Source organism: Thermogemmatispora onikobensis, from assembly GCF_001748285.1.
Taxonomy (GTDB): Bacteria; Chloroflexota; Ktedonobacteria; order Ktedonobacterales; family Ktedonobacteraceae; genus Thermogemmatispora; species Thermogemmatispora onikobensis.
The window spans coordinates 33,447-57,514 of record NZ_BDGT01000002.1; the positions used below are offsets into that span (position 1 = coordinate 33,447).

A 24,068-nucleotide genomic window follows, 5' to 3' on the forward strand; every position below is an offset into this window, starting at 1 on the left:
AAGAACAGCTCGGAGAGCGGAGAAGGCGCTCTGGCTGGCCTGTCTGAGAAGCAGGCGAGGAGGCTACCGACCTGGTTGGGCCAGGAGCCGGCGGGGTCAGGGTCAGCTTCCTGAGCCGGGATGGGTCGTCTCCGGGCTGTCAGCTACGCGGGTCTGCAGGTACTCGCGCGCCAGCCAGAGGGCCTCTTCCTTCGAGTGGATACGCTCCTCGGCGCGGGCCTCAGCGATGACTTCGAGCAGTTCACCGATCAGTGGGCCTGGCTCCAATCCCAGACGGCGCATCAGCTCGTGGCCTGTCAGCAGGCGCGTTGGCAGAAAGCGCTCGCGCTCATGCAGATAGCTGCGCAGCAGCAGTGCTACGCAGGCAAGGTGTGCTTCCCAGGCACCAGTGGGGCGCCGGGGGTAGTCGGGGCCGTAGGTGGCCAGATGGTCGGCCAGTGAGAAAAGAGCCACATGCAAACCCTGCACACCCAGATCGACAAAGTAGCGACGAATAGCACGCGGCGTCACCGTCTCCTGCTGGGCAAGCTGGCCCGGACGCATGTGATGGAGCGTCACCAGACGCACCAGATGGCGATCATGGCCGCTGGCGCTCAGGCGCTTCATCACACCCTCGGCGAGCGGGGCGCCAGCTTGCTGGTGGCCGTAGAAATGGCTGACTCCTTGCTCATCGTAGCTCAGGGTGACAGGCTTGCCGATATCGTGCAAAAGAGCGGCCAGCTTCAAAGCTGGTTTCGTCAGCTCGGAGAGCGACAGCAGGTTCTGATGGCTCGCCTCGGCCAACAGCGCGCGCAGCTGGGCGATCTTCTCCGCCAGCTCAGGAGCCAGCAGGAGCGGCTGACTCCACGAAGCACAGGACAGCTCGTCCAGTGAGAGCGGCTCGGGATACAAGGCGCGGACCACTGCCTCCAGGGCGCTCACGGTCTCTAGCGAGTGCTCAAAAACGTCCCAATGATGGGGAGGTGGCTGTGGCATGCCTCGGGCGGGGGCCAGCTCCGGGATCAGGACAGTGAGCAGGCCGTGGTGATCGAGCAGACGCAAGCTGCTGGTGCCATCCTCCTGTCCGAGCAGCTGGTACAGCTCGCCGTGGAGGCGCTCAGCCACCTCGGTGGCTAGCAGCCCGACGTCGCGGCGGATGAGAGCTTCGGTAGTGGGCTCGATCCGCAGGATGTAGCGGTGTGAAAGGCGGATGGCGCGCAGCAGACGCACCGGGCTGCTGCGAAAGACCTCCTCGTTGACTGCCCGCAGCAGACGAGCCTGAGCATCGGCGAGGCCACCGCAGGGATCGATCCACGGCAGGGAGAGCAGAGCGGAAGGAGAGGGCAGGCTCAGGAGTGCGTCCAGAGGTAGCGCCAGAGCATTCACTGTAAAGTCACGCTGGCGCAGGTCTTCCTCAATGCTGGAGCCCGCCAGCGGGGCCATGTCGAGCGTCCACTCGCCTGTTGGCTGGCGTACCACGACCCGACTGGCTTTTTCATGCATATAGGCATAATAGCCGCCGAGGGCATCGGCCAGCTGGCGCGCCAACAGCGGCGCCTCACCGACGACGACCAGATCCCAGTCGACGGTGGGTAGGCCCAGTAACAGGTTGCGCAAGGCCCCACCTACCAGATACACCTGAGTCTGGTGCCGCTCTGCAAAGAAGCGCGCTACTTGCTTCAGTAGCTCGTAGGTTTCTTGCTCTAAAAAAGGCACCGACATCTCTCTCCCTGCTCATTAGATCGGGGTGGCAATGCCTGGGCGCGGAAAAAGGAGCTTCTCCCTGTCCCGTCAGCAGCCACCTTTCCTACTCCTGCTGGACAAGAGGTTATACATATTTTATGCTAACATACAGTTGTGGCAGTTGCAACCATTAACCTGTGGTACATCTACATATGAGAGTTCTCGGAAGGGGCGAGCATGGAAACCACAGCTCTAGTATCGCCGGGCAGCTTCAAAGCTGATCTTTATGCCCTGCATCTGCGATTGCGGCCATTGCAGCCGGGGACCTTAATGCCGTTTTCGGGAGAACTGGTGCATGGGGCCTGGCTCGAATGGCTGCGTGGTGCAGCCCCGGATGTCTCGGCACGCCTCCACGAAGGAAACAAGCGTCGCCTCTTCACCTGCTCCAGTCTGCAATTTCCGCTGCCGCCGGCCCAGGTCAGAGAGGCGGAGCGCAACAATCGGCACCTCCCGCTCAGCCCGGAGAAGACCTATACCATCCGCATTACCTTGCTGCTCGGCGAGCTATTCCCGCATTTCTACAAAGCCCTGATCCAATTCAACCACTTCAGTGGCAATCTGCGCCGTTCACCTTTCATGCAGATTGGGCGCCAGGTCTTTCTGCTGGAAGAGGTCATTGCCAGCCCCGACGACCCTGCACGCTGGACGGGTTTCACTACCTTTCGTGAGCTGGCTGCGCAAGCGGCCTTGTTGCAGCCCGCGCGCTGCGAACGCATGACTTTAGAATTTGATTCCCTCACGACCTTTAATTGGATTAACACGCGCAACAAAGTCTATGGCAACTATTATGCTCTGCTTCCGTTACCACGCTACCTTTTCCCCGGCCTGGCCAAGCGCTGGCAGGAGCTCGTCTCACAAGAGCCGGAGACGCGCGAGCTGGCCGTGCTGGTCCAGCCTGAGCTGATCGAAGAGTATATTCTTGACGATGGTATTGTCATCGACGACTATGACTTGCGCCCGCATCAGGTGCATTTCTCTACGCATGTTCAACCGGGCTTTATCGGGCGTTGCGTCTACCGCCTGCGTGGGCCTGATCCTCCGCCAGCCTCTGGGTCAGCGTTGGCGGCGGGGCCAGCTCTGACGGTGCGGCAACAGCTCTGGCTTCTCGCCTATCTGGCTTTCTACTCTGGTGTAGGGTACAAAACGCCTATGGGCATGGGGCGAGTGCGCCCTCTATAGAGAGGAAAGCGCTTTATAGAATGAAGCCCTGACATCGTTCTCAGTCTGTCGTCTACGCGTGGCGGGTGAGCTATCTCTGCGGCCAGGTGGCTTACTCTCCCCGCGCTTTCTATGCTACCATTATATAGCAGTGATGCAGCCTGAGCCGAGCGAGCGGTCCATCCAAGCCGTAGTACGTAGGCAGAACATGCAGAGCGCGTACTGACGATCAAAACAGCTATTGCCCCAGGAACGCATGGACAATGAGCCAGAGCTATGGTGTGCTACGGGTGGTGCGCATGTCCCACCTTCAACCCCCAACGACGCGGGGCTGGGCCATACGTACGCGCTCTCCAGTTGTCTGGTTGCCTGATGAGCAGCTGGTGCACGTCCTGACGCGGCGTGAGACCAGCATTGGGAGGGCGCTCAGCAACGACGTTATCCTGATGGATCTCGCGGTCTCGCGCGAGCATGCGCGCGTGGTGCTCGATAGCGATGGTTGCTGGTACATTATCAACCTGACGCCTCACAACGTGATTCGGGTCAACGGGCAAGTCATTCCCTCGCGTGTGCCTTTTCCCCTGCGTTCCCAGGATATCATCGTCTTAGGCAGCACGATGCTCCAATTCCTGGCTCCCCATGTGGCTCTCGTGGGAGAGAGCGGAGAGCGGGCAGAGCAGATAGATGTCCGCTCTGCTGAGCAGGTCACGCAGTTGCTGCCGAGCACCCCCTCCCTGGGAGTCTCGCCTGCGTCTGGTGCTTCCATTCCGCCCACCCTGCCGCCGGGCGAAGGAGGAATGACGGTCTTTGGGCCTTGGGGTGAGGAGGAGGGCGAAGAGGAGGACCTGCTTGGAGCGGGCATTACCATGCAATTCGCTCTCTCGCCGCGACTGGGAAGGCGTATGCGCTGGCTCATGGCCGGTGTTGGACTCAGTGTTCTCGCCATCTGTGCCCTCATGACCCTCATCCTCAACAGTTTCATTGGCATCAATGCCCTGACGCAGAATGGCGCTTCCAGTCTGCTGGCTGCTCTCACCATTCCGCTCATTCCTGCCCTCGCTACCCTACTGCTCGTCAACTTTATCGATCGGTTCGAGCGAGAGCCGTGGTATCTTCGCCTGGCTACCTTTCTCTGGGGTATGGTAATTGCCATTCCCACCGCCTTCTTTATCGAGCGCCTGATCGATGGCGTGCTTCTCAATCTCTTGGAGCCGGGCACAAGTACGGTTCTGCGCTCGGCCTTGCAGGGTCTCAACGCCGGTTTCACTGAAGAGACCGTTAAGGGGCTGGGCCTGCTCCTGCTCTTTCTGGTCCTGCGCGACCAGTTTGACAATATCACAGACGGCATTGTCTACTCGGCCATGATTGGGGCCGGCTTTGCCCTGGTAGAGAACTTCAGCTATTTCGCCAGTGGTTATCGCAACTCGCTGGTCTTTCTCATTATCTACCGGGTTGTCCTGGGCTGGTTGGGACATCCGACCTTTACCGCCTGTTTTGGCGCGATGCTGGGCTACACGCGCCACACGCGCTCACGCTGGCAACAGGTGATCACCCCGTTGCTGGGCTACATCATGGCTGTCATGCTGCACAGCTTTTTCGATTTTGTGGACATTCAGGCGGGCATGGAGGTTCAGGCTAATCCTGGCAATACGCATGTGGCCATGTTAGCTCTGGTAGCGATCATCTGTGACTACGTTCCTCCTTTCCTTGCCCAGATGATGCTGCTCTATCTACTGATTCGCTCGCTGGCCCAGGAGGCGGCCATCATCCGCGAGTTTCTGGCCACCGAGGTGAGCAATGGCGTGGTCACGGTCGACGAGTATGCTTTACTGCAGCACTCCTTTCAGCGCACGCGCCAGGAGCGTAAGGCCCTCTGGCAGTATGGTTTCAAGCATTGGCTACGGGTCAAAGCCCTCTATCAAGCGGAGATTGGCCTGGCTTTTCGCAAGTGGCATGTGAGCATGGGCGACAGTCAAAAAAACGGCTATCTGCGCCAGCCGGAAGATGTCTATCGGGAGCGCATTCGCCGTTTGCGCCAGGAAATTCGCGCATTTGAGGAGCAGGAGCGAGCGAGGCGACGGGGGACCTGAGCCGTCTATTCTCGCAGCGGAGCGCTTTGTGGTACACTTATGGGGGCAGGCGCGTCCATCACCACGGCCAGAGAAGCAGACGAGCTGCCTACTGCTGCCAAGCGGTGGGAAGGGTGGTGAAGCCGTTTCTGGTGAGGCTCGCTGCTGGTCGCTGGTCGTTGGAGATGCCCGTTGTCGGCCACACAGACAGACGCTCACTCCCTCGTCAGGCAGGGATCAGGCGATCACAATGCGGAGGAGTATCCCAGAGGATCATGAGCGAAGCGGAGCGGGCTGACCTGCTGTTGCAGATCTATTATTATATGCGCCTCACCCGCGCGATGGAGGATCGTACGCGCACGCTCTTTCTCCAGGGGCGGATTGTCGGCGGAGTCTATACGGCGCAGGGTCATGAGGCGACGACCGTCGGGGCGGCGATGACGCTGCGCGATGGAGACTGCATTGTACCGCAGCACCGGGATCTGGGCATGCATCTGGTACGGGGAGTCTCGCCACGCGCTGTGATGTGCCAGTGGTTGGCACGCGGCAATGCTCCGACGCTGGGACGCGACGGCCAATTGCACATTGGCGATATGCATCAAGGGGTCGTCCCGATGATCAGTATGCTGGGCGAGTCGCTGCCGGTGGCCTGCGGCGTAGCCCTGGTCATGAAGATGCGCCGCCGTTCAACGGTGGTGCTGGCCAGCTGTGGCGATGGGGCGACCAGCACCGGGGCCTTTCACGAGGCCCTCAATTTTGCTGCGGTGCAGCGATTGCCCGTCGTCTTTCTGATCGAGAACAATGGCTATGCCTATTCGACGCCGAACGCCAGGCAGTTTGCCATTGAGCAGCTTGCGCAGCGGGCGGTGGCCTATGGTATGCCCGGCGAGAGTGTCGATGGCAATGACGTGCTGGCGGTGATGGAAGCTGTCGAGCGGGCAGTGGCTCATGCGCGCAGTGGCCGCGGGCCGGCGCTCGTCGAGTGCCGTACTTTCCGCGTTCGGGGCCACTCCGAGGCCGATAAGGCCGACTATGTGCCGCCAGCCCTGCGCGAGGAGTGGCTCGCCAGGGACCCAATCAAGCGGTTTGAAGGCTATTTAACAGCTCAGGGACTGCTGAGCGCAGAGCGCCGCCGGGAGATCGAGGCCCGGGTGCGGGCCGTGGTCGATGATGCCGTGGCCTTTGCCGAGGCCAGTCCCCCACCCGATCCGGCGACCGTGGCCGACTATGTCTTTGCTCCCGATGGCCCGATCGCTATCGTTGGCGAGCCGGGCGCCACCGATCCTCGCTATGTCAATGCGTTGGATACGCGCACCGGAAGGCCTTTCTGCACGATGAGTCAGGTAGAGGAGGCTGTTACTCAGTTATGACTGCGGTAACCTATCTGGAAGCGATCAGCCAGGCAATTCGCGAGGAGATGCGGCGCGACGAGTCGGTCTTTCTCCTTGGCGAGGATGTGGGCACCTACGGAGGGGCCTTCAAGGTGAGCGCCGGCTTCCTGGAGGAGTTCGGCCCGGAGCGGGTGATCGATACGCCAATGTCTGAGACGGCGATCATTGGCTCGGCGGTGGGGGCCGCCTTGATGGGAATGCGCCCGATCGCTGAAATGCAGTATATCGATTTTATCACCTGCGGCTTCGATCAGATCGTGAACATGGCCTGTAAGATGTACTGGCGCTCTGGTATCCCTTTGCCGCTGGTGATCCGTGGTCCCGCAGGCGGCGGCACGCATGGTGGCCCGTTTCATTCGGCCAGCCCAGAAGCCTGGTTCTTCCACACGCCCGGGATCAAGGTAGTGATGCCGGCCACCACCTACGATGCCAAGGGCCTTCTGAAGGCGGCGATCCGCGATAACAACCCCGTCCTCTATCTGGAGCATAAGCTGCTCTATCGCCTGCCGGAGCTGCGCGAAGAGCTGCCCAGTGAGGACTACATTGTGCCGTTGGGGAAGGCCATCATTCGCCGCCGTGGTCGCCATATGACGATGCTGACCTATGGGGCAATGGTTCATCAGTGCCTCAAGGCTGCCGAGCAGCTCGCCTCTGAGGACGGTCTGGCGGTCGAAGTGGTCGATTTGCGTAGCCTGACCCCTCTTGATCGCCAGACAATTAAGGAGTCGGTCATGCGAACCAATAAGGTACTGATTGTGCATGAGGATACGCTGACCGGGGGTGTGGGGGCCGAGCTGGCAGCTCTGCTGGCCGAGGAGCTATTTGACTATCTCGACGGCCCGATTATGCGGGTGGCCGCTCCCGATGCTCCCTATCCCTATGCCCCTCCTCTGGAGATGGCCTACTTGCCTGGCGTCGAGCGCATCGTGGCCGTTGCCCGTCAGCTCGCTGCCTACTAGCCCGACGAGGTCCGTGCTCCCTCCGTCCTTGGGAGCGACCATGTGACGAAGTGCGCGGTGAGTGAGTTCGTGAGGCCGGGGAGGCGTAAAAGGAGAAAGGGAGAGCAATTTGCTCGCCTCTGAAAGGAAACCGATGGAGTAATTGTTTGCGAGGAGTGGACTATGCCAACGCCGGTGAAATTCCCCCGTCTCGGCGAGTCAGTTGCAGAAGGAACTGTCGCTGCCTGGCTCAAGCGTGAAGGCGATTATGTGGAAAAGGATGAGGCTCTGGCCGAGGTAGTGACCGACAAGGTCAATGCTGAGCTTCCTTCACCTGTGGCTGGTCGGTTGGTGAAAATTCTGGTGCCAGCTGATCAGACGGTACCAGTCGGGACTGCCATCGCCCTCGTTGAGGAGGAAGGAGCGGGGGCGGAGGTCGCAGAGGAAGCGAGGGCTGGTCAGAGCGAGAGTGGTAGTGTAGCCGCTGCTCAGCCGGCGCCCGTAGGTGAGCAGGTGACTTCTGCAGCTGCAGTGCAACGTGGCACCTCGGCCCTCTCGGTAGCGGCTGAGGCCGTGACGGCGGAGCCACACGATGGTCAGCAGCCTGGCGAACGTCAGCGCATTTCGCCCCTGGCGCGTCGCCTTGCTCGCGAGCATGGCATCGACCTGAACGAAATCAAGGGTACGGGCGTCGGTGGACGGGTGCGCAAAGAAGACATCCTGGCTTATCTGGAGCAGCGTCAGCTTGGCGAGCAGACGATTCAGGCACCCGCCGCCGCGGCTGTGACTCTCCAGCCCGGGCCTGCCTCCACCGCTGGCGTCAGCACAGCTGCAGGTGCTGCCAGGGGACCAGAGCCGGTGGCTGTTGGCCCCGATGAGGAAGTCGTCGTCCCCGATCGTATGCGCCTGGCCATCGCTGAGCACATGGTCCGTAGCAAGCGGACAGCACCCCATGCCACCACCGTTGTCGAGGTCGATATGACCGCCATTGCGCGCTGGCTGGAGCGCAACAAAGAGGAATTCAAGCGACGCGAGGGCTACAGTATCAGCTACGTGCCCTTCGTCATGAAAGCGGTCTGTGAAGGCATTCGGAAGGTACCGCTGATCAACTCCAGCTGGACCGAGGATAACCGTATCATTGTCAAGAAGCGTATCCATCTCGGGGTGGCGGTTGCTACCGATAGTGGCCTGGTGGTGCCGACCATTCATGATGCCGACCAGTACACCATTGCTGGCCTGGCGCGGCGTCTCAATGAAGTAGCGCAGCGAGCGCGCAGCAACCGTCTGACGGTGCAGGACCTGCAAGGAAGCACCTTTGTGGTTAATAATCCGGGTACCTTTGGTACAATACTATCGGTACCGATTATCAATCAGCCCCATGCAGCTATTCTCAGCATGGATGCCGTGGTCAAGCGCCCGGTAGTGACAGAGGACGATGCCATTGCCATTCGCTACATGATGTATCTCTGTCTCTCCTTTGACCATCGCATCCTCGATGGAGCCGGGGCGGCCACTTTCCTGCAGGCTGTGCGAGCCAAACTGCAGAGCTACGGGCCGGAGATCGATGTCTATTAAAGAGGCTGCTAATGGGGCAAAGGGAGAGAGAGGAGACAGCGCAAGCGGCAGCCTGCTGATCCCGCTGCTGATCTGGCGGCGTACTTGAGCAGGCCAGGTGGAGTAGGCCAGACCTGGCAAGTGCCAGGCAGTCAGCAAAGGGAGCGATACGAGAGCGAAGCTGAAGCCGAAGCCAAGCCAAGAGAGGAAGTAGAGGAACGATCATGGCGACCATTATCCCTGAGCGCCGCCCCTCGTGGTTACGTGTGCGCCCGCCCGAGGGAGAGGGCTATGAAGAGATCAAGCGGCTCATGCGCAGCAAAGCGCTACACACAGTCTGCGAGGAGGCGCGCTGTCCCAACATCCGTGAATGCTGGGGGCATGGCACTGCCACCTTCATGATTCTGGGGCGCATCTGCACTCGCAGCTGTGGCTTCTGTGCCGTTGAGACGGGGCGTCCCCTGGGTGTAGACTGGGAAGAGCCGAAGCGGGTAGCGGAGGCCGTACGACAGATGGGGCTGCGTTATGCCGTAGTGACCTCGGTCAATCGCGACGAATTGAAGGACGGCGGGGCCTCTATCTTTGCCGCGACCATTCGCTGGATTCGGCGCCTCAATCCCGGCTGCAAGGTGGAGGTGCTCACGCCCGATTTCAAGGGAGACTACGAAGCGCTCAAGGTGGTGATGGACGCCAGACCCGATGTCTTCAACCACAACGTGGAGACGGTTCCGCGCCTCTACCGTCGTGTGCGGCCCCAGGCAGTCTACCAGCGCTCGCTGCAGGTGCTCAAATGGGCCAAGGAGCTGAATCCGGCGGCCCCCACCAAGTCCGGCTTCATGCTTGGTCTTGGCGAAACCTGGGACGAGGTGCTGGAGGTCATGCGTGATTTGCGTGCCCATGACGTGGATATCCTCACCATTGGCCAGTACCTGCGTCCCTCTTTCCAGCATCTGCCGATCCAGCGCTATGTCCCGCTGGAGGAGTTTGCCGCGCTCAAAGAGGAAGGGAAGAAAATGGGCTTTCGTCACGTAGAGTCCGGCCCCTTTGTGCGCAGCTCCTATCACGCTCACGAGCAGGCTGAGGAGGCTCTGGGGTGAGCGTGCCGGTGGGGGCGGGAGTTGCGCTGCGGCGCTGGTTCTGTTGGCGCTGGCTCGGCTCAAGCACGCAGCCGGCGCCCTCAGTGGCTGCGCGCCCGTGGCACTCGCTAAACTTCAACTGAGGAGGGGAAGCTGCTCATGAAAGCACGGCTCAACGGCGTCCAAATCGCCTATGACGATCATGGTGCGGGCTTGCCTGTGCTCTTTCTGCATGCTTTCCCACTGAATCGCAGCATGTGGCAGAGCGAGATGGAGGGACTCCTGCGGGAAGGCCGCTATCGCCTGGTCGCTCTCGATTGGCGCGGCTTCGGCGAGAGCGAGATTGATCGTGAGATTCTCACGATGGAGACGCTGGCCGACGATGTGGCAGCGCTGATGGACTGGTTGGGCATGGATGGCGCTGTGCTCTGCGGTCTGTCGATGGGGGGCTATGTGGCCTTTGCCTTTCTGCGCAAGTATCCCCAGCGTGTCCGTGGTCTGATTCTGGCCGATACACGACCTGAACCTGACAGCGAGGAGGGGAAGGCTAATCGCGAGCAGTTGGCGCGTCTGGCTGAAATCCAGGGCGTGGAGGCGGTGGCCGATCTGCAGATTCCGCGTCTCCTCTCGGAAGAAACGCGCCGCCAGCGGCCCGAGGTTGAGGCTCAGGTGCGGCGCTTGATCGCGGCGGCAACGCCGCGGGGCATTGCTGCAGCCTCACGTGGTATGGCTCAGCGTGCCGATGCCCGTGAGCTATTGTCTACCATTCGCTGCCCGGCGCTGGTTGTCGTGGGCGAGCTGGATCAGCTTTCGCCACCCTCGCTGGCCCGGGAATATGCGGCGCGCATTCCACAGGCCCAGCTGCAGGTGATTCCGCGGGCGGCGCATCTCTCCAATTTGGAGCAGCCACAGGCTTTCCTTGACACCATTAGCGCTTTCCTGCGCTCCTCAATCCCGGCTCTGTGAGCAGGCAAGGTGGCAAGTGGGCCCCTCCTCTGGGCGGAGGAGCGAAATGCGGATCAGAGGAGCCGGTGCGCTGGGCTTGGGCTGTAGGGGAGGTAGGCTGTAGGCGAGCGGAGTGGTCGGGAGGGGAGGGCCTTCCAGCAGCGGCCCCTGGCTCGCTCGCGCCTTCGATCAACGGCGGGAGCGCCCGCTGGCGCTAGCGGTTGGTAGAGGTGATATATGGGTAGTGCTCTATGGTAAGGGGAAAACAAGAAGAAGCAATGGACAATGATTGTGATCGGAGTGCAGGCCATCACCCGATTGTGCTGGTTGTGGATGATAATCCGGCCATTCGCGACATGGTAGCCTGGGCGCTGGAGCTGGATGGCTATGAGCCAGCGGAGGCTGCTGAAGGTCAAGAGGCGCTGGCCTGGGTCGATAATGCGGTGCGCGAGGGGCGCTATCCTTCCGTGATCCTGCTCGACCTCGCCATGCCGGGTATGGATGGTGAGACCTTCTTGCAGCGCCTGCGCTCGCAATGGGAGCCGGCTTATCCTTTTCCTCGAATTGTGGTCATCACCGCCGGAACCGGCTTGACCACTGCTGCCGCTTTAGATGTGCAGCAGATCATTGTCAAGCCCTTTCACGTGCGAGACCTGCTCGAGGTCATCCGCCGTCTCACCGCCTGAGGCCAGCCAGAGCCACCAGGCGAGCCAGCCTCTTGCGGAAGAAGGACGGCAGGGGGGAGAAGAGAGGTGTATGTTCTCCCCGCCAGGTGGCAGGAGCCTGCGTCAGGCTCTTGCCACTACCACTTGGGCTGTCTCTCTGCCAGATGACAGGCAAGCATCAGATGCTCCTCTGATGGGTGAGGAGATCCCCATCCTGTCCCTGGCGCTGTTCCTCTCTTGCAGCGCTTCTTTCAGCTCATTCCATTGATGAAGATGGCTGCCGCTCCTCCCGCTGCTCGCTGGCGCCAATTTGGAGCAGGAGGCGATAGGGCTGTGAGAGACGTTGGATGAATAGGGCAGCGGGCGGAAAGTCTGGGCGTCCAGTCGCTTGCGAACTGAGGCCAAGACGAGCGCGGCCAGCAAGGCGATCGATCAGCCAGGTCAGGAAGAGCGGCAGAAGCCAGGCGCAAGGGCCACGCAGATAGGCCAGTTTGAAGCCAGGAAGGAAAGGCACAAAGGCGCCATGCAGGGCCCAGGCATAGGAGCAGTAGAGCATCAGCATCGTCAGGCTGAGCAGGCGGAAAGGTAGAGGCCGCCGGAGCATGGCCAGCCCACGCCAGCGTACGAGGGTCAATGGCCAGCGCCTGCTCTCGCCGCTCGCTTCCAGCAGGGCATAGAAACCGAAGAACGTGACCAGGTACCAGGGCCAGAACCAGGGAGTGCCGACGGCGCAATAGAGCAGCCAGACCAGCGCCAGCCACTGAATCAGACCGCTGGCGGTCCTGAGACGCCAGGGGTGGCGGAGGGCCTGCCAGCAGAGCCAGAGGTAGCAGAGGACGAAGAGACCCATGCTCAGCGTATGGGTGAGGCGTTCGCCAGGCGAGCCGATAATTGGGATTGTCATCTCGAAATGCGAGACAATAAGCGCGTTGTAGAATTGACCAAGAAACTCGGCGAGCGTATTAATATTACGCGAGGCTGAGGGATTGACGCGCAAGACCTCTAGAATGGCGCCACCATTCCAGAAAGGGGCATAGAGCAGGACGATACAGCTGAGGTAGAGCCCCAGGCAGAGGGCGATCTGTCGCAGCGGTAGGCCCCGCCCCCACAGCAGCAACAGTAGCCCTGGAAAGAGCAGGACCGTGTTAATCTTCAGACAAGCTGCCAGAGCGAAGAGCACCGTCACCAGCGAGTAGAGGAGCAGCACCGGCCTTCCACGCACAAGGAGCCAGAGAGCTAGCAAGATTAGGAAGAGCAGCGTGCTATCGTTATGGGCGTTAACCGCTGCCTCAAAAAGCAGAAGCGGATTCCAGGCGAAGGCCAATGTTGCCAGAACGTGCCGGCGCTGCCTATGCTGATCCTCATCTCGTGCCGGTTGTAAGTAGCCGCTGATAGACCAGATCAGAAGGGCCGAACCCAGGTGAGTGGCCAGGCCAAGCAGGCGCAGCAATAACAAGGGAAGAACCAGATTGTTGGCCCCAGCTAGCGGCAGCGCCAGCCACTGTAAGAAACAAGTGATGGCGGCCCAGGTTGGTCCATAAGCCGAGGGTTGATCGATCCAGTAGAGATAAGGATAGGTTACATCATAGTGGATTTGGGTCGGAAGCGTAGTGAGAGGATTAAGGTGATAAATAACGCCCATCCGCGCATAGATCAGGTAAGAGAAAAGATCTGGCGAGGTGACAACGGGAATAAGCGCGTAGAGCAGGCCAAGGGCTACCGTTGAGAGTACGACATACCGACGGGAGATGAGGGCAGGCAGCCTGGCCAGAGCGTAGAGATAGAGGAGAAAGAGGGACGTCAGGACTGTCAGGAAGAGGACGACCTCAAGCCAGGCCACCGGGGGCGAAGGAATCGCCGGGTCGGTGGGTACTGGCTGGAGCGGAATAATGCTCCAGCTGGGAAAGAGCGCCTGTGTCGGTAAGAGCGACCAGGTGCCGGCCCGTGAGAGCAGCACATCGTTGAACCAGAGGCCGCTGAGCGGGAGCACAGCGTCCAACAGCACAATGGCCAGGACCATTCCCCCAAAAACGGCCAGCGGGAGAAGCCGCTGACTCCTGTGCGGCCTCGCTGGCGCCTGTGGAAGGCTTGCTTCCTTCAACTCCTGTTGAGTGACGACATCTATTCCCGCCGTTTTCTGCTCAAGTGGCAATTCTACATTTCTCATCCCTATGCTTGCTACCCATCTATCACAGTTGATGCTGATATAGCACTGGCAGGTGGTAGCTGGCCTGCATGAAGGAAGGCCCCGAGGGCAGGGCCTTCCTGGACAGCGAGAGGCACAGCTTCCAACTTTCTTGAACGATTGATAGTTTTGCACGGTGACGGACTGGGCCAGATTCCTTTCGAGAGCCATCTTCAGCAAACATATAGCTCTTCTTGAGGACATCTTGAGCTTTCTCTGCTAGCATGACTGCTATAGTCCAGAAAACATTTTGTAGAGAGGATGCACGGGAGCGACCTGGCTTATGGAAGAAGCAGCGAGCTATGAGGCACCGACCTGGTCCCACCCGGCAGAGCAGAGAGAGCCGGAGCCGGGAACGTCTTCCTCAACCTCAGAATCAGCCTCGACGCGGCTGCCCCGGCGACGGCTCCTTGGGCTGGCGGGGATCGGCCTGGGAGCAGCCGGCCTGGTGACTGGAGGCATCGCCCTGGAACAGCTCTGGCAGCAGAACCACGCAGCTGGCGCCCAGGCTGATCAGCAACTCATCGGTCACTTGCTGCGGCGTGCGGGCTTTGGCGCTGGACCCGCGGAGCTAGCGCTCTATCGCAAGCTTGGCTTTGCCGCGGCGGTCGATCGCCTCCTGAGCTACCAACACGTCCCCGACGATGAGATGGAGCAGCGTCTGGCAGCCCTCAATCTCAATCTCGATCGGCCACAGGATCAGCAGCGTTGGTGGTTGCTGCGCATGGCCTGGACGCAGCGTCCGCTGTTAGAAAAAATGGTCCTTTTCTGGCATGGGGTGCTTACCAGCAGCTTTCGCAAAGTCGGCGGTCCGCGCTTCTATCGCCGCATAGTTATCCAGAACCAGTTTTTGCGCGAGCGTGCCCTCGATACCTTTGACAATATCCTGCTGGGAATCACCAGCGACCCTGCCATGCTCTTCTATCTCGATCTCACCAAGAGCACGCGCAACGCCCCCAATGAAAACTATGCGCGCGAGCTGATGGAACTATTCACCATCGGGCTGGGTCATTACACCCAACAGGATGTCACCGAAGGAGCGGCGGCCCTGAGTGGCTGGCATGTTCGGGGCCTCTCCTCTTATTACAATCCTGCCAGTCACAGCGACCGTATCAAGCATTTTCTGGGGCACAGCGGGAACCTGGATTATCGGGACGTCATCGCGATCCTCGCCGATCATCCAGCCACTCCCTGGTTTCTCGCGCGCAAGCTCTTCAGCTTCTTTGTCTACGAGAACCCGAGCGAGGAGGACCTCCAGCCGCTCGTCACTGCTTATCAGCACAGCAACCATAGTATTGGCGCGGTCATGCGTGCTCTCCTGCTCTCTCCGCAGTTCGCCTCGGCCAAAGCCTACCGTAGCCGACTCAAGTCGCCGGTTGAATTTGCCGTTGGTGCCTATCGAGCGTTGGGTCTCCAGGACGATGGCAGCCTGCTGCCGCAGTTCACCACACTCATGGGTCAGACCGTTTTTGATCCTCCCAATGTTGGCGGCTGGCCTGGTGACAAGGTCAGCGCTTTCTGGCTCAATAGTGGCACGTGGATGACGCGCCTCAATTACGTGGACCTTCTCCTGCGTCGTGGTCTGGGGCGCGGTACCGTTCGTCCGCTCGATTTGCAAGCGCTGATTGAGAAGAACCGGCTGGCCTCGCCCGAGGCCTTCGTCGACTACTTTGCGGCCTTCCTGCTCGACGGTCAGCTTGCCAACGACCGGCGGGCCTTGCTCGTCAGCTATCTCACTGCGCCGGCTCCGGGGCGGCAGGAGAGCGTCACCTTCGCCAATGGCAGCGCCTACCCGCTCAGCCGTGTGCGAGATGCTCTCTATCTACTCCTGGCCTCGCCGGAGTATCAGCTCAACTAATCAAACGAAGATTGGAGGAAGCAGACGACCCGCAGGCCCGCGGTCGCGGTCTGCTGGGGAGCCTGATTGAACTGAGAGGAAAGCAATGGCCCTGTCTCGTCGCACCCTGATCAAAGATGGTATGCTCGTCGTGAGCGCTGGCATGGTTATGCCCTCTATCTTCAGCCGTGCCGTGCTCTCGGCGCGTGCGCAGGCCCGTGAAGGGGCGCGGCTGGCCCAGGCGGCCAGCGAGCGTACCCTGATCGTCGTACAGTTAGCCGGTGGCAACGATGGTCTCAACACCGTCATCCCTTATACAGACACCCGCTATTACCAGATGCGCCCCACCCTGGCGATCAAAGAGGCCCAGGTACTGCCGTTAGATCAGCGGCTGGGCCTGCATCCCGAAATGGCAGGCTTCCAAAAGCTCTGGGAGGCCGGGCACCTGGCTGTCATCGAGGGAGTCGGCTATCCCAATCAAAGTCTCTCGCACTTCCAGGCGATGGACATCTGGCAGACCCTCGATCTCAGTGGCAACGGGCGCGAGGGCTGGCTAGGGAAACTTGTGGCCGGCCTTGTGGACCAGGAAGGTCACCCTTTCAAGGCGCTAGAGATCGGCAGCCAGACCGCGCTTGCCCTTTCATCGCTCACTGCCCAGGTCCCGACGCTCTCCAGCCTCAGCTCCTACCGTCTCAACGCTGACCCAGCCGATCACGATGGCGGGGCCTCGCGCCTGCAGGCTCTGCTCAAGCTCTACAATTCCTATCCGCGGACTGCGCCTTATGCTGTGCTGCTGGAGACCACCGCCCTTGACGCCCAGGCGGGTGCGGGGCGCCTGCAGCAAGCGGCCAACACCTACAAGCCTGCGGCAAGCTATCCCCAGGGTCCTTTTGCCGAGGGACTCAAGATTCTTGCGGAAGTCATTGTCAACGATCTGGGCCTGCGTGTCGGCTACATCACTCTGGGTGGCTTCGACACCCATGCCAACCAGCAGGAGACCCATGCCCAGCTTGTCAAAACCCTCTCCGACGGCCTCTATGCCTTCTACACGGACCTCGCTTTGCACGGCAAAGCTGATCAAGTTGTCGTCATGACCTGGTCCGAGTTTGGGCGACGTGTTGAAGAAAATGGCAGTCTGGGGACCGATCATGGAACAGCTGCCCCCATGTTCATCGTCGGCAGCGCTGTCAATCGCGGCATTTTTGGGGAGCCGCCGTCACTGACGAATCTGGACGACAACGGGAATCTAAAATACACGGTTGATTTCCGCTCGGTCTATGCCACCGTATTAGAGCGCTGGATGGGAGCCTCGGCGCGCACTGTCCTGGGAGGCTCCTTCGGCACACAAAATTTCCTCTCGGCCTCATAGCCTTATCGGCTATTGAGCTGATCTATCCTATCGGGGGCTACCAGCGTTTCCCTTCTGTGGACTGCCGATGTGCTCCTGGTTGCCTGGCGGCGGTGGCCTGGCCGTCGGGGTGATCAGGAGCGGCCAGCCTGCCTTGTGAGCTGCCCTGACTTCCAGCGACGAGGCCGTCTGACCCGCCTGTCGGATCTTTGCTATAATATGAACCGGTTGATCTAACTCTCGCAGTCAGGAGTACCATCGTCAAGATGTCTGATGATTTCAAGGAAGAGGGGTATCCGCAGCGGCGTGAGCTGTGGATCACACTGGGCATTGTGGTGCTTGTGATGCTGATCGTCCTGGTTGGTCTCATGGCCTATAGCCACTTACCGCGAGCTGGAGGCAATAGCAACGATGCCCTAACGGCGCTTACCCCCACCCCGGCGCAGAAGAATCCGGTGGCCTCCATCGAGTTAAATCGCACCTTCTCCTATAGCGGGGTCAACCTGACCGTGACCCGGGTTGGTGAAGCAGGCAGCTACTCTGATGATCAGAAGCACCAGAGCAACTATGTCATTCGGGTCTATCTGGACGTTCAGAATCCCGGCGAATCGCCAGTCGGGATCGACTACCAGGCCCTGGCGCGCCTGGTGCTTCCCGATGGCACCCAGATAGCTCCCCAGCTCATTACCATTCCTCCTGTGGTCCTACCGGGCCAGAAGCAAACGGGCTACCTTGATTTTCCTGCCAATCGGCAACTCGATCTCTCCACGCTTTCACTGCATCTCGGCAAGAAAGCGCAGGTGCTCTTCTCCTGATGCATTCCCCGGACGAATACGAAGAACAAGAACAGGAGCGAGGAAGCGATGAGCTGCTCGCCTCAGATGAGCTACGCCTTCCAGAGGGGGCCAGCTTCCTTGTACGGCTGCACGCAGTCAGGGCCTGGCTGGCACGTCGGCAAGAGGAAGCAAGGCTGGCCGCAGGTGAGGCGGCTCTGCGCCTGCAAGAGCAAGCCCTGGCCCAGGAAAGAGAGTCACGTCTGCGCCGGCGTCAGCTAGAGCAACAAGCGCGTCTGCAGGAGCAGGCGCGTCAAGAACTGGAGGGAGCCAACCGTCGGCTCCAGGCCTACGCTGAAGCCGCGGCCCTCTTAGAGGAGACGATCGATCACACCAGCGGCCAGCGCGTGCTGGTCGAATATTATCTGACCCTGAGCGAGCTACTAGAGCACGAAGTAGATAGCGCCAGGTCGCCCCAAGAGAGGGAGAGCCTGATCGCCTGCTCGCCACGGCTCCAGGCTTTGCAGGAAGTGCTGCAGCGCGTGGAGCAGGTAAGCGTATCAACAGAAGACGACTGATCTACTTGCCGGCGGGCAAACCGGACAAGGCGAAGAGAGACGAGCATCCTTCCACCCATCAAGGTGGTGAAGGCCCGTCTCTCTTCGTTCGTTCCAAAGCTCCAATTGCGCCTTCGTCTTTTCCGTCCATTGGGCCTCATCCGGGCCAGGGCTGCCAGCCAGTCAGCATGCGCCAGGCAGGGCAGGGAGCGGACGAGAGACGAGTCCAACCAACAGGACTCAGGCCAGCTCCTCCATCAAAGGCTCCTTGGGTAGAGCAGCCAGCCCCTCCTCCTCATAATCGGCAGGCTGCGTATTGTCCTTCCCCGAAGGAACCCCCAGGGCACGGAAGACCGGGGTCAGGATCAGCGTCAAGACCAGGTTGACCAGCAGCGAATAGACGGCGATATAGGCGGCGATCTTCACATTGCCGAGAGAGATCGTGAAGACCGAGGAGGCGAAGTTATTGGCCACCGCCATCCAGGTGCCAGTCACCATGCCGCCGACCCAGCCGATAATCATCGCCCAGCGGTGCATCCAGTTGGTATAGAGACCCAGGAAGACAGGGGGAAGCGTCTGAATAATCCAGACCCCACCCAGGAGCTGGAAATTGATAATATCGGTAGCCGGCACCAGCAAGATAAAGAGCAGGGCGCCGAATTTCACCACCAGCGAGACCACCTTCGCCACTGTCGACTCCTCGCGGTCCGAGCAATTCGGGCGGAAGTACTCCTTATAGATATTGCGCGTGAAGAGGTTGGCGGCAGCGATCGACATCACTGCGGCAGGAACCAAGGCCCCGATGGAGATAGCGGCGAAAGCGAAACCCGCAAACCAGTCGGGGAAAGCCCAGCTCATGAGCGAAGGCACGGCGCCATTAGCCTTATAGCTATGGAAAGCGGGCTGGCTTGTGACCCCGGTGCCGGCAGCGATGGCCATATAGCCGAGCAGGGCCAGCAGGCCCAGCATCAGCGAATAAAGGGGCAGCAGGGCAGCATTGCGCTTGACCACCTGGCGACTGCTGCTACTAAGCACCCCCGTCATCGCGTGGGGGTAGAGGAAGAGAGCGAGGGCCGAGCCGAGAGCCAGAGTCGCGTAGGCCATCTGGGCCTGGGGAGTTGTCAGCAGATCGCGGAAGGTCGTGCCCTGAGCAATCGCGTTCAGGTGCTTAGTGTGGGCCGCTGCGAAAATATGGTCGAAGCCGCCCAGCTTAATGGGGATCACGATGATCGCCACGATCATCACCGTAAAGATCATCAAATCCTTGACCAGAGCGATCATCGCAGGCGCGCGCAAGCCGCTGGTATAGGTATAAGCGGCCAGAATCAGGAAAGCGATAATCAGAGCGGCCTCAACCGGGACCCCCATTTGAGCGATCGAGACCTCGATACCGAACATCTGGAGGGCGATGTAAGGCATCGTTGCCAGGATGCCAGTGAAAGCGACCACCAGGGCGAGGGTGCTGCTCCCGAAGCGATCGCGGACAAAGTCCGAAGCGGTGATATAGCCATGCTTCTTGGCGACGCTCCAGAAGCGCGGCATCAACAAATAGACCAGGGGATAGGCCACAATCGTGTAGGGGACAGCGAAGAAGCCGGTGGCTCCACTATTGAACATGAGGCCCGGCACAGCCACGAAGGTGTAGGCCGTGTAGAGGTCGCCGCCCAGGAGGAACCAGGTGATCACGGTCCCGAAGCGTCGACCAGCCAGCCCCCACTCGTTCAGCAGGCTCAGATCACCGCGACGCCAGCGAGCGGCAACGAAGCCCAGCACGGTGACAAGAATGAAAAATACAATGAAGACGCTTAAAGCAACGACATTGACCATTGTAGTCTTTCCTTTCTCGGCAGGCATTGCATCACGGTGCAATGCAGCAATCCGTTGCACAGATGCTCGAACAACGCTGTTCTCAGGGCCGCCTGCTTCGCTGGCTCAAGCGCTCAACCAGTAAACAATGGCAGTGACCAGCGCGCCGAGAATGGTCCAGAGCAGCTGATACCAGTAGAAGAATGGGATGCCGATGAACTCCGGCTGATAGGAGTTGTAGAAAAAGGGCAGCAGGGTAGCAATGAAGGGGATGATGAGCAAGAGAAGAGGCCAGCGTCTCTTCTCGGTACGGGTAACCATAAGCTGTCACTCCTTTGAAACAGGTGATACGATTCCCGCGGCGCGTTGGGAGACGATTGGATGGAAAACCTGGTATGGTCGGGTCGGTAAGGCCCATGCGAGAACGATAGCAAGAGCCAGCACACAGGCATGAGGCACTGGATGAAGCAGCACCTACCTCATCGGCTGGCTCGCTGGCTCGCTCGCTGTTGGCCTTTGCCAAGACCATCCCTGCGTGCACCCTTGCACGCAGCTGGCCCGATCAGGCTGAATTGGCGCGTTTCTCAGTCTGTACTGTTGCTGGACCCGGCAACCGACACGCCCAATGCTGACTGGTATGCTATAATCGTACGCAATCAAAGTCGAAAAGTCAACCCGCCCTTGAAGCTAGTCATTCGGACATCCGTGTCTTATGCCGCTCTCCGCAGTTCCCTCCCAGCCAAAGCAGACTGGTATGATTGGAACAACAGGGGGAATTTCCTGCCTGTGCAGAAGTATAATGATATAAAGGTAGCACCACTAGATGGTAGACCTCTCTGTTAAGCTCTTCCTGGATATTCGTCATATACAATAAAAAGGGTATAATAATAAGGAGAAGAAGAAAGGCAGATAGTCAGCTCATGAACGAAGCGCAGACGAGAGGGAGCGCGTGGGATGTAGAAGAACGGGAGCTGCATGGGGCGGCACTGCCGGAAGGCTCGATCATCCTTGGCGGGCGCTATCGTCTGATCCGCCTGCTGCATGAGCGTCCGCGTGTCCATCTTTACCTTGCCAGGCGTCTCTCGGGCAGGCGGGAACGCATCCAGTACAGTGAGGAGCCGGAGCCGCTGGTAGCGGTGCGCGAGCTGCTCCTTGGTGGGCTGAGTGCTCGCGAGCGCATGCAGATTGAGCGAGCGGCCTATGAAGAATTTGCCTCTTTCACGCTGCTGGCCTCGCCGCGCCTGCCCGAGGCGGGGGATCGCCTGCGGGTAGAAGGTGATCGGCACTATCTTGTCCAGCAGCTGGTTGGTTTGCGGCAGGCGCGTGAGCTCGAGGTCATGACCCTGGCCGACCTGCTGCTGGCCGATGGGCGCTGGCCGGCCTGGCTTGATCTAGAGGTTGCGCTCTCCTGGAGTATTCAGCTTGCCCGTCTGGTGGCGCGTCTGCATCGCCTGGGTTGTGTTCTTGGGGACCTTGATCCGGCCACCGTGCTGATCGATGCTGATGGGCGGGCCCCCTGGTCGCCGACGCTGCTCGTCTCCTGGCCGCCGCCACCGGTCTTCTGGCAAGCGACCGTTGGCACCCCCCAGCTCGCCTTCGAGCATTACCGTCAGCTCTTTCCGTCGCCTGCCCCCTCGGCGGCCAATCCATTCGTGGCTCCCGAAGTCTTTTCAGGTCAGTGCGACGAGCGCTCCGATGTCTATTCGCTGGGGGCGCTCCTCTACCTGCTTTGCACGCATTATGCCCCCATTACCGCGACGCATCGCCAGTTAGCGGAGATCCTCGATTGCGAAGAGATGGGGGCAGAGGTTCCTGATCCCCTGGAGCCATTGCCCGTACCCGAGGGTCTGGCTCTGGTTCCTCCACATCTGCTGAATGTTCATCTCCCGCTTGCCATTGAGGATATCCTCTTACGGGCTTTGGCCCTTGACCCTGAGCAGCGCTATCCCTCGGCCTTTGCCCTGGTAGAGGAGTTAGAAGCGCTGGACCTGCGGCGCCTGGGGATCTCGCGCTATCGGCCAGGCGTTCTGGCCCGTTGCCTGAGCAAGCTCTCCGCCTTCCTGCGCCGCTGCACCGGCGCTTACGACCTTGCCTAGCTGCAGCTCTGCCGTCTGCTTCCTGCCCTCGTGAGCAAGCGAGCGAAGAACAACCGGACTGGCAACTATCAAAGCCCCAGTCGGGCAGGCGCCAGCGCTGATTGTCGCTGCCTTTCTTCGGAGAGGTCTGTCGCTCTTCTCGCTCCCCGCTAGCTGGTTGCCTCTCCTCGCCTCAGAGAACTTCTTCTTACTGCTGACCTCTCTTGCCCGACGGGCCTGCTTGCTGTTCAGGGGACTGAGCGAGCTGGTCACCTGTCATGGCGTCAGGCCCATAGAGATGAGGAAAGGATAGTGTATGATAGAGGAGAGATCAGAAAGGCTCTGGTCTTGCCCTCGTGGCGCCGGCTGCTTTCTGCACAGCAGGTGAGCAAAGGAGAGGACACAGCTATCATGAGCACGGTGCGCCTGAGACGCAGCGAACTGTCGACACCGGCCAGCAATGCGCGCATGCTGCAAAAGGCGGCGGCCAGCCAGGCCGATCTTGTCATGTTGGATCTAGAGGATTCCGTTTCCCCCGCCGAGAAGGAGAAAGCGCGCGAGCAGGCCATCGAAGCCCTGCGCTCGCTGGACTGGGGAAAGAAGACCCGGGCGGTGCGCATTAATGATCTTGAAAGCGAACATGCCTATCGTGACATTGTGGCACTTGTCGAAGAGGCTGGGGAACACCTCGACATCCTGATCATCCCCAAAGTCAAGCGAGCGCGTGACGTCTGGTGGGTTGATCGCTTGCTCACCCAAATCGAGAAGCGCTGCAAGCTGACGCGGCCCATTGGACTGGAAGTTTTGATTGAGGAGACCGAGGCCCTGATCAATGTTGAAAAGATCGCCCGTGCGAGTGCGCGCCTGGAAGCCCTGATCTTTGGTCCCGCTGACTATGCGGCCTCCCAGGGCATTGATCTCAAGTACATTGGCAACGATCTGGATGCCTATCCTGGTGATCTCTGGCACTATGCGCGCAACAAAATCGTTGTAGCGGCGCGGGTGGCGGGTATCGAGGCTGTTGATGGTCCCTATATCGACATTCGCAACCTTGACGGCTACCGACGTGAATGCCTGCGGGCGAGCATTCTGGGCTGCAGTGGCAAATGGGCTATTCATCCTGAACAAATTCCCATTGCCAACCAGGTCTTCGCGCCCCCGCCCGAGCAGGTAGCTCAGGCGCGTCGGCTGGTGGCGCTCTATGAGGAGGCTCAGCGTCAGGGGCAGGGCGCCATCGAAGTCGAAGGCCGCATGATCGACGTGGCCGTGGTTCGCAACGCACGACGGCTCATCGCTCGTGCTGATCTGCTGGGTCTCTAGGCGGTCAGCATGGCAGGGCAGGCGCGGGCCGCTGGTGCCAGAGCGAATCGGCGCCTGCCTGGCGCTTTAGCTACTTCCACCCCAGGGTCTGGCCAGGACGCCGCTCAGGGGCGGCGGGATTGGCCTAGAGACTGGTTCCGTCGCGCCCTTGCTCGATCCGGGCCCGCACCTGGCGCTGCAGCTCCTCATCCAGGGCCCGCGTGGGAACCAGCACGCGCCTCCTGTATGACAGGACCATTTCCCCACGCTGGTTGTAGGCCACCGTCTCGACGGTGACAATGCCACGGTCCGGCTTACTGGTCGAGAGCCGCTTATCGAGCACGCGCGACTCAGCATAGATTGTATCGCCGTGGAAGGTGGGGGCCAGGTGCTTGACTTCCTCAAATTCAAGATTAGCGATGGCTTTCCCGCTGACATCGGGCACCGACATGCCGAGCGCGATGCTGAAAACCAGCGCGCCCACAACCAGACGCTGCTTGTGTTGCGTGTAGGCAGCATAGTTGGCGTCGATGTGCAAGGGATGGTGATTCATCGTTAACATGCAAAAAAGCGTGTCATCATACTCGGTGATGGTACGCCCCGGCCAATGCTTGTAAACATCCCCGACCTCAAAATCTTCATAGCAGCGACCGAATGACATGGTATTCTC

General features: G+C 60.2%; 19 protein-coding genes. 14 read left to right on the plus strand and 5 right to left on the minus strand.

All coding sequences use genetic code 11. The annotated features are described in order from the left end of the window. Positions 1-102: 102 nt before the first annotated feature. Complete coding sequence (locus tag BGC09_RS01200; protein WP_069801379.1) at positions 103-1,701, minus strand: tRNA nucleotidyltransferase/poly(A) polymerase-related protein; 1,599 nt, start codon at positions 1,699-1,701, stop codon at positions 103-105. Positions 1,702-1,899: 198 nt separating this feature from the next. Here BGC09_RS01200 and cas6 point away from each other — a divergent pair, with 198 nt between their 5' ends. From cas6 to BGC09_RS01240, 8 genes are all read left to right on the plus strand, one after another. Next, positions 1,900-2,901 carry a CRISPR system precrRNA processing endoribonuclease RAMP protein Cas6 gene (cas6, locus tag BGC09_RS01205; protein ID WP_069801380.1) on the plus strand — a complete coding sequence of 334 codons (1,002 nt, stop codon included), beginning with the start codon at positions 1,900-1,902 and terminating at the stop codon, positions 2,899-2,901. A 242-nt stretch (positions 2,902-3,143) separates the two neighbouring features. Then, positions 3,144-4,970, plus strand: coding sequence for a PrsW family glutamic-type intramembrane protease (locus BGC09_RS01210; RefSeq protein ID WP_069801381.1), 1,827 nt, complete (start codon positions 3,144-3,146; stop codon positions 4,968-4,970). A 254-nt stretch (positions 4,971-5,224) separates the two neighbouring features. Next, a complete protein-coding gene (locus BGC09_RS01215) occupies positions 5,225-6,319 on the plus strand; it encodes a thiamine pyrophosphate-dependent dehydrogenase E1 component subunit alpha (RefSeq protein WP_069801382.1) in 1,095 nt (364 codons plus the stop codon). Further along, positions 6,316-7,299 carry an alpha-ketoacid dehydrogenase subunit beta gene (locus tag BGC09_RS01220; RefSeq protein WP_069801383.1) on the plus strand — a complete coding sequence of 328 codons (984 nt, stop codon included), beginning with the start codon at positions 6,316-6,318 and terminating at the stop codon, positions 7,297-7,299. The genes BGC09_RS01215 and BGC09_RS01220 overlap by 4 nt, the downstream gene beginning before the upstream one ends. Before the next feature lie 162 nt (positions 7,300-7,461). Then, a complete protein-coding gene (locus BGC09_RS01225; protein ID WP_069801384.1) occupies positions 7,462-8,853 on the plus strand; it encodes a dihydrolipoamide acetyltransferase family protein in 1,392 nt (463 codons plus the stop codon). Positions 8,854-9,056: 203 nt separating this feature from the next. After that, entirely contained in the window at positions 9,057-9,929 is an 873-nt protein-coding gene (lipA, locus tag BGC09_RS01230) for a lipoyl synthase (protein ID WP_069801385.1), read from the plus strand. Between the two features lie 138 nt (positions 9,930-10,067). Next, complete coding sequence (locus BGC09_RS01235) at positions 10,068-10,874, plus strand: alpha/beta fold hydrolase (RefSeq protein WP_069801386.1); 807 nt, start codon at positions 10,068-10,070, stop codon at positions 10,872-10,874. A 257-nt stretch (positions 10,875-11,131) separates the two neighbouring features. Continuing rightward, positions 11,132-11,539, plus strand: a complete 408-nt coding sequence (locus BGC09_RS01240) for a response regulator (protein ID WP_069801387.1) — start codon at positions 11,132-11,134, stop codon at positions 11,537-11,539. Positions 11,540-11,774: 235 nt separating this feature from the next. On the opposite strand, the gene BGC09_RS01245 is transcribed toward BGC09_RS01240, so the two are convergent. Then, positions 11,775-13,685: an MptA/MptB family glycosyltransferase gene (locus tag BGC09_RS01245; protein WP_141727578.1), complete on the minus strand. Its 1,911-nt coding sequence runs from the start codon at positions 13,683-13,685 to the stop codon at positions 11,775-11,777. A gap of 301 nt (positions 13,686-13,986) precedes the next feature. On the opposite strand from BGC09_RS01245, the gene BGC09_RS01250 reads away from it, so the two are divergent. The 4 genes from BGC09_RS01250 (at position 13,987) to BGC09_RS01265 (ending at position 18,239) form a co-directional block, all read left to right on the plus strand. Beyond that, positions 13,987-15,561 (plus strand): DUF1800 domain-containing protein, encoded by a 1,575-nt coding sequence (locus BGC09_RS01250; RefSeq protein WP_069801389.1) that lies wholly within the window; start codon positions 13,987-13,989, stop codon positions 15,559-15,561. Positions 15,562-15,646: 85 nt separating this feature from the next. Further along, positions 15,647-16,909: a DUF1501 domain-containing protein gene (locus BGC09_RS01255; RefSeq protein ID WP_069801390.1), complete on the plus strand. Its 1,263-nt coding sequence runs from the start codon at positions 15,647-15,649 to the stop codon at positions 16,907-16,909. 245 nt (positions 16,910-17,154) lie between these two features. Beyond that, complete coding sequence (locus tag BGC09_RS01260; protein ID WP_069801391.1) at positions 17,155-17,703, plus strand: hypothetical protein; 549 nt, start codon at positions 17,155-17,157, stop codon at positions 17,701-17,703. Then, complete coding sequence (locus BGC09_RS01265) at positions 17,703-18,239, plus strand: hypothetical protein (protein WP_069801392.1); 537 nt, start codon at positions 17,703-17,705, stop codon at positions 18,237-18,239. Before BGC09_RS01260 ends, BGC09_RS01265 begins: the two co-directional genes overlap by 1 nt. A 219-nt stretch (positions 18,240-18,458) precedes the next feature. Here the strand turns inward: BGC09_RS01265 and mctP are convergent, their stop codons facing one another. Next, a complete protein-coding gene (gene mctP / locus BGC09_RS01270; RefSeq protein ID WP_069801393.1) occupies positions 18,459-20,045 on the minus strand; it encodes a monocarboxylate uptake permease MctP in 1,587 nt (528 codons plus the stop codon). Positions 20,046-20,150: 105 nt separating this feature from the next. After that, the gene (locus tag BGC09_RS01275) at positions 20,151-20,345 is read right to left on the minus strand and encodes a DUF3311 domain-containing protein (RefSeq protein ID WP_069801394.1); all 195 of its coding nucleotides are present in this window, start codon (positions 20,343-20,345) and stop codon (positions 20,151-20,153) included. Positions 20,346-20,944: 599 nt separating this feature from the next. On the opposite strand from BGC09_RS01275, the gene BGC09_RS01280 reads away from it, so the two are divergent. Together BGC09_RS01280 and BGC09_RS01285 are read left to right on the plus strand one after the other, a co-directional pair. Then, on the plus strand, positions 20,945-22,120 hold the full coding sequence (locus BGC09_RS01280; RefSeq protein ID WP_069801395.1) for a protein kinase family protein: 1,176 nt from the start codon (positions 20,945-20,947) through the stop codon (positions 22,118-22,120). 390 nt (positions 22,121-22,510) lie between these two features. Further along, the gene (locus BGC09_RS01285) at positions 22,511-23,419 is read left to right on the plus strand and encodes an HpcH/HpaI aldolase/citrate lyase family protein (protein WP_069801601.1); all 909 of its coding nucleotides are present in this window, start codon (positions 22,511-22,513) and stop codon (positions 23,417-23,419) included. A gap of 124 nt (positions 23,420-23,543) precedes the next feature. Here the strand turns inward: BGC09_RS01285 and BGC09_RS01290 are convergent, their stop codons facing one another. After that, entirely contained in the window at positions 23,544-24,059 is a 516-nt protein-coding gene (locus BGC09_RS01290) for a MaoC family dehydratase (RefSeq protein WP_069801396.1), read from the minus strand. Positions 24,060-24,068 lie beyond the last annotated feature (9 nt).

Coding starts and splice junctions, on each gene's coding strand:
- BGC09_RS01265 (WP_069801392.1), top strand. CDS start 17,703: ATGCATTCCCCGGACGAATACGAAGAACAAGAACAGGAGCGAGGAAGC.
- BGC09_RS01235 (WP_069801386.1), top strand. CDS start 10,068: ATGAAAGCACGGCTCAACGGCGTCCAAATCGCCTATGACGATCATGGT.
- BGC09_RS01220 (WP_069801383.1), top strand. CDS start 6,316: ATGACTGCGGTAACCTATCTGGAAGCGATCAGCCAGGCAATTCGCGAG.
- BGC09_RS01250 (WP_069801389.1), top strand. CDS start 13,987: ATGGAAGAAGCAGCGAGCTATGAGGCACCGACCTGGTCCCACCCGGCA.
- BGC09_RS01200 (WP_069801379.1), bottom strand. CDS start 1,701: ATGTCGGTGCCTTTTTTAGAGCAAGAAACCTACGAGCTACTGAAGCAA.
- BGC09_RS01240 (WP_069801387.1), top strand. CDS start 11,132: ATGGACAATGATTGTGATCGGAGTGCAGGCCATCACCCGATTGTGCTG.
- BGC09_RS01215 (WP_069801382.1), top strand. CDS start 5,225: ATGAGCGAAGCGGAGCGGGCTGACCTGCTGTTGCAGATCTATTATTAT.
- BGC09_RS01245 (WP_141727578.1), bottom strand. CDS start 13,685: ATGAGAAATGTAGAATTGCCACTTGAGCAGAAAACGGCGGGAATAGAT.
- BGC09_RS01280 (WP_069801395.1), top strand. CDS start 20,945: ATGAACGAAGCGCAGACGAGAGGGAGCGCGTGGGATGTAGAAGAACGG.
- BGC09_RS01260 (WP_069801391.1), top strand. CDS start 17,155: ATGTCTGATGATTTCAAGGAAGAGGGGTATCCGCAGCGGCGTGAGCTG.
- BGC09_RS01285 (WP_069801601.1), top strand. CDS start 22,511: ATGAGCACGGTGCGCCTGAGACGCAGCGAACTGTCGACACCGGCCAGC.
- cas6 (WP_069801380.1), top strand. CDS start 1,900: ATGGAAACCACAGCTCTAGTATCGCCGGGCAGCTTCAAAGCTGATCTT.
- BGC09_RS01290 (WP_069801396.1), bottom strand. CDS start 24,059: ATGTCATTCGGTCGCTGCTATGAAGATTTTGAGGTCGGGGATGTTTAC.
- lipA (WP_069801385.1), top strand. CDS start 9,057: ATGGCGACCATTATCCCTGAGCGCCGCCCCTCGTGGTTACGTGTGCGC.
- BGC09_RS01225 (WP_069801384.1), top strand. CDS start 7,462: ATGCCAACGCCGGTGAAATTCCCCCGTCTCGGCGAGTCAGTTGCAGAA.
- BGC09_RS01275 (WP_069801394.1), bottom strand. CDS start 20,345: ATGGTTACCCGTACCGAGAAGAGACGCTGGCCTCTTCTCTTGCTCATC.
- mctP (WP_069801393.1), bottom strand. CDS start 20,045: ATGGTCAATGTCGTTGCTTTAAGCGTCTTCATTGTATTTTTCATTCTT.
- BGC09_RS01255 (WP_069801390.1), top strand. CDS start 15,647: ATGGCCCTGTCTCGTCGCACCCTGATCAAAGATGGTATGCTCGTCGTG.
- BGC09_RS01210 (WP_069801381.1), top strand. CDS start 3,144: ATGAGCCAGAGCTATGGTGTGCTACGGGTGGTGCGCATGTCCCACCTT.